5 protein-coding genes and 1 riboswitch are annotated in these 4,623 nt (G+C 74.8%); of the genes, 2 read left to right on the forward strand and 3 right to left on the reverse strand.

Annotated features, from left to right (window positions below; all coding sequences use genetic code 11):
* Positions 1-10: 10 nt before the first annotated feature.
* Entirely contained in the window at positions 11-511 is a 501-nt protein-coding gene (locus PKY62_RS10400) for a hypothetical protein (protein WP_324536657.1), read from the reverse strand.
* Between the two features lie 41 nt (positions 512-552).
* Positions 553-664: riboswitch (SAM riboswitch) on the reverse strand.
* A gap of 379 nt (positions 665-1,043) precedes the next feature.
* Here PKY62_RS10400 and PKY62_RS10405 point away from each other — a divergent pair.
* Positions 1,044-1,478 carry a PadR family transcriptional regulator gene (locus PKY62_RS10405; protein WP_324536659.1) on the forward strand — a complete coding sequence of 145 codons (435 nt, stop codon included), beginning with the start codon at positions 1,044-1,046 and terminating at the stop codon, positions 1,476-1,478.
* A gap of 91 nt (positions 1,479-1,569) precedes the next feature.
* On the opposite strand, the gene PKY62_RS10410 is transcribed toward PKY62_RS10405, so the two are convergent.
* Positions 1,570-1,860 carry a hypothetical protein gene (locus PKY62_RS10410; protein ID WP_324536661.1) on the reverse strand — a complete coding sequence of 97 codons (291 nt, stop codon included), beginning with the start codon at positions 1,858-1,860 and terminating at the stop codon, positions 1,570-1,572.
* Positions 1,861-2,139: 279 nt separating this feature from the next.
* Between PKY62_RS10410 and PKY62_RS10415 the strand changes: the two genes are divergently transcribed.
* Positions 2,140-3,027: an HNH endonuclease gene (locus PKY62_RS10415; RefSeq protein WP_324536662.1), complete on the forward strand. Its 888-nt coding sequence runs from the start codon at positions 2,140-2,142 to the stop codon at positions 3,025-3,027.
* Positions 3,028-3,074: 47 nt separating this feature from the next.
* Here PKY62_RS10415 and PKY62_RS10420 read toward each other — a convergent pair whose 3' ends face one another.
* Positions 3,075-4,487: an HNH endonuclease signature motif containing protein gene (locus tag PKY62_RS10420; RefSeq protein WP_324536664.1), complete on the reverse strand. Its 1,413-nt coding sequence runs from the start codon at positions 4,485-4,487 to the stop codon at positions 3,075-3,077.
* Positions 4,488-4,623 lie beyond the last annotated feature (136 nt).

A 4,623-nucleotide genomic window follows, 5' to 3' on the forward strand; every position in this document is an offset into this window, starting at 1 on the left:
GCGGGTGCGCTCACCGGTCCCCGCGGGTCTCGTCCGGGCGGCGGTCCGGCCCGGGACGGCGCACCAGGTCCAGGTCGACGCCGGGGCGCCGCGGGACGTACCGGAAGCCCTCCTCGGTGGTGGGCTCGTAGTCGATCACCAGATCTCCCTCGGCCAGGTTCTGCGTCCAGGTGGCCAGGCGCGCGGCATCCCGCTCGCTCACCGGGAGGCCGGCGCGGCGCCGCTCCTCGGTCCGCAGCATGCGCAGGGTGTACGCCCCCGCGTGGTGCGGGTCGATCCGCCAGGGCACCAGCGGGGTGAGCAGGACGGCGTTGCCGCCGGCCCGGATGAGGCGCCGCAGCCGACCCCACATCGCGGGCTCGGTCGTGATGTTGTACCGGCGCTCGTACTCCTCGCAGATCCACGTGAGCGTGCGGCCCTCGGCGACCCACCGGCGCACCTCGGCCATGTCCTGGATCCGCGGCGGCCGTGCGGCGGGCGCCAGCATCGGGTCGAGGGGGACGTCGTTCATCGTCGCTCCGTTCTCCGGCCGTCTGCGCGGTGCGCGCGGCCGGTGCGCTCTTCCCGCGTCGGTCGACGCGGGCGGGTCTTCCTCCGGGGGCACCGTGCGCGTGCGCGGTTGCCGGCCAGCACGCCGGAGGGCGTAGCGCTGGACCTCGTGACCTGGGGGACTGTCTACCGGAAGGGTCCGACAGTCGGTGGGCGGACGGGAGGCTGTGCCCGAGGGGGTTGACGCTCGACAGGTCCCGATATATCGTCAACCTATCGACATGAGAGGAGTCGCCATGACTCACCACGACCTTCCCTTTCAGCCCGGCCCCCGCGGACGCCGGTTCCGGCCCGAGTGGCCGGACGACGACGGCATCGACGGGCCCGGCACCCCCGGACGGCGCGGCCACGGTGGACCGCGCGGCTTCGGCGGCCACCACGGCGGCGGCTTCCCCGGCGGGCCTGGTGGCTTCCCCGGCGGGCCTGGTGGCCCCGGCGGCTTCCCCGGCGGACGACCGGGCGGGCGACGCGGAGGGCCGCGCGCCCGCGGAGACGTGCGCGCCGCCGTCCTGCTCCTGCTCGACGAGCAGCCGCGGCACGGCTACGACCTCATCCAGGAGATCACCGAGCGCAGCTCGGGCGCCTGGACCCCGAGCCCCGGATCGGTCTACCCGACTCTCCAGGCGCTCGAGGACGAGGGCCTGGTCACCCTCGAGCGGGTGGACGGCCGCCGCACGGCGTCGCTGACCCCCGAGGGTCAGGCACACGTCGACGAGCACCGCGAGCGCCTCGGCAACCCGTGGACGCCCACGGGATCGCAGGACTCGGCCCTGGCCTTCCGCGAGGAGTTCCTCACGGTGCGCGACGCGGTGCGCCAGGTGGCGCGGGTCGGCACCCCGGCCCAGCACGCCGCGGCCGCAGCGGCCCTGACGGCGGCCCGCAAGGAGCTCTACCGGATCCTCGCCGAGGACGCCCCGACGGAGCAGTGACGGCGGCCCCGGCGGGGCCGCACGTCACTCACCGTGGAACCTCCGGCACGGATCCCGTGAGCGAACCTCCACGGTGGACCGCGGTGCGACCTCAGCGCAGCCCGTACCACCGTGCGCCGTAGCGCCGCGTCACGCGGCTGACCTCGACGTCGACCATGGTGTCGACCCGGTCCACGACGGCGCGACCCACGTGCGAGGCCGCCAGGTCGTCCGCCGACTCGTACCGGACGGTCAGGACCGGCCGGCCGTGCCGGACAGCGAGCTCGCTGGCCTCGACCGCTACGAGCTCGCGCGCGGCAGCGGCCGCGGCCGGCAGCACGTCCGCCGGGTCCACCCCGGGCCGCAGCAGGCTGACGACCATGCGGACGCGGTAGGAGGGCACCCCCGAACGCTAGGCCACCCCCGACCCCGTCCCGATGCCTCCGTCGTCGGCGGCCCGCTCCGGCTCCTGGCCCGGCCCCGCCCCGCCCCCTGACTCCGCCCAGCTCTGCGCGGCTCTGGGTCGCTGGGCGACCGAGAGGTGCGGACAACCGGAGTGGCCCGTCGGATCGGGCACGTGGTGGGGCTGGTCGACGACCCGCTGCCGGCCAGGGGAGTCCGCCGAAGCGAGCGCACCGCGGACGCACTTGCCCCGCGCCGGCGCGTCTGTTCAGCTCTCCCCATGGACTCCGCCGTCGAGGCCGCGCTGCGCGTGCAGATCATGGACTGGGTGCTGGCCCGTGCCGAGGCGAACGGCGGGTTCCTGCACCGCCACGAGCTGCTCGGGTTCCGGATCGACGGGCGTGACCTGCCGCTCATCGACTACTCCCGGGGCATCCGCAACCCGTCGGAGTTCACCTCGACGCTCTCGATCGTGAGCTCGGCCGCAGGCCCCTACGACGACACCGAGTCCGACGACGGGTTGCTGCACTACGCCTACCGGAAGGGCGACCCCTTCGGCGGGGACAACCGCAAGCTGCGCACCGCGATGGACACCGGCATGCCGCTCATCCTCTTCCGCAAGGAGCAGGCGAACTACCTCACGCCGGTGATGCCCGTCTACGTGGTCGACGACGAGCCGGAGCGCCGCCAGTTTCTCATCGCCCTCGACGAGGCGTTCCGGTTCATGGGCGACGTGCGCCACCTCGCAGAGCCCCAGCGCGCGTACGCCCGGCGGCTCGCGAAGCAGCGGCTGCACCAGCCCGCGTTCCGCACACGGGTGCTGCTCGCTTACGAGACGCGGTGCGCGGTCTGCACGCTGCGGCACGGGTCGCTGCTCGACGCCGCGCACATCGTCCCCGACAGCGATCCCCGCGGCGTCCCGACGACGCCCAACGGCCTCGCGCTCTGCAAGATCCACCACGCGGCGTTCGACCAGCACATCCTCGGGGTGACGCCGGACCACCGCGTGCAGGTGCGCGCGGACGTCCTGGCAGAGGTCGACGGCCCGATGCTTCGGCACGGGATCCAAGCGATGCATGGCCGGGCACTGACCCTGCCCCGGCGCGCGGCGGACCGCCCGGACCGGGAGCTGCTCGCTGTGCGGTGGGAGATGTTCGCGGGGCGGTGAGAGCGGTACCGGTCGCAGCCGGGTGCTTGGTCGCTGCGTGCTGGAGATCACTGCCGACGCGGCATGGTCCACCCCGGTTCAGTGGCCACAGGTTCTCGGGCGTAGACGTGCCCCGTGGGAGCCGTCCACCGCGTGCGCCCGGTGACGCCGTCCCGGCGGAGAACCCATCGACCCGTGCCCTTGAGCCGATGGTGATGGCGGCACAGGGCGTGGAGGTTGTCCTCGACGGTCCGGCCACCGGACTCCGGCGAGCGGTGATCGAACGGCTCGATGTGGTCCAGGTCGCACCGCACCGCGGGAGTCCGGCAGCCCGGGAAGGTGCACGTCACGTCGCGATCGATGACGAGTGCCGCCACGGCCGCGCTCGGCCGGTAGGTCCGGTCGCCTCGGGCGACGACCTCGCCGGTCACCGGGTCGGTGAGCACCGGGCGCCACGCCGCCTGCGTGATGAGGTGCTGCACCGCGGCGATCGGGACGGGCCCGTACCCGGCCAGCTCGGCGACACCCTCGGAGCTCTGCCTGACAGGGCCCGGCCCATCGGCAGCGCAACCGTCGGCACCCAGCCCATCGGCATCTTGGCCGGCGGTGGCGCGCCCGTCGGCACCCGGCCCGTCGGCGTCCGGACCCACACCCGCGCGTCCCACCAGCCGCGCCCAGAGCCCGGCCGCAACCGGCGCAGGGATCGTCACCTGGAGGTGGGGCCGACGACGCTGGCGCTGGCGCAGCGGCGCCCCCGTCAGGTCGAGCCCGCTGTCGAGGTGGCCGCGGCACACGTCCGTGAGCGCGTCGGCTCGTCTGGCGTCGACCCCGCGCTCGTCCAGCGGATCAGCCGTGGCGGCCAGCGCGTCGAGCGCCGTGATGACGGTCATCGCGTCGGGGGCCGGCAGCAGCGCATGGATCCAGGCCATCGCGTCGCGGGCCGGCACCATGCGGACGCAGCGCTCCGCCCGCGCCCGTTCGTGGCGCTGAGCGGCGGCCGCCGGGTCGAGCGCCACCTCGACGCGACGCACCTCGGCACGCAGCTGCGCGACCGTCGAGCGGGCGGCGCCGGGCAGCACGGCCTCGAGCACGGCTCCCGCCGCAGGATCCGGCAGGTGCTCCGTCTCGGACAGGAGGGCCGCCGCCTTGCGGGCGTCGAGCTCACCGCGCGCCAGGGCGTCATGGACCCGGGGGAACGACCCGAGCCCGGCGGCGAGGGCAACGAGGTTCTCCCCCGCGCGTCGGGAGATGCCGAGGCGGGAGGCGACGTCGTCCGCGACGAACTCCACCCGCGACCCCGGGGCACGCCTGGCGAGCTCCGCGACGAGGACCGCCTGCCGCGCGACCGCCCAGGAGGTCACCCGCTCCCACGCGGCGATGGCCTCCAGCAGCGCGGCGTCGTCGAGGTCGGCCGCCTCCTGTGCGTCGAGCACCTCCACGAGGTCCGGACCGGCCACCGCCCCGTCGAGGCTGGCCGCCACCGGATGCCGCTCGGCCCAGGACGACCATGGGCCCGATCCCGGTCGTCGGGTCGGCTGCCGCGCACTCGTCGCCACCACTCGCCCCCTCGTCGAACGTCTGTTCCAACTCTATCGAGGAGCACCGACACGACTGCCG

The sequence above is a fragment of the Actinotalea sp. genome (genome assembly GCF_035443605.1).
Taxonomy (GTDB): Bacteria; Actinomycetota; Actinomycetes; order Actinomycetales; family Cellulomonadaceae; genus Actinotalea.

Excerpts from the sequence above, each read along its gene's own strand:
- PKY62_RS10400 (WP_324536657.1), bottom strand. The coding sequence starts at position 511 with ATGAACGACGTCCCCCTCGACCCGATGCTGGCGCCCGCCGCACGGCCG.
- PKY62_RS10415 (WP_324536662.1), top strand. The coding sequence starts at position 2,140 with ATGGACTCCGCCGTCGAGGCCGCGCTGCGCGTGCAGATCATGGACTGG.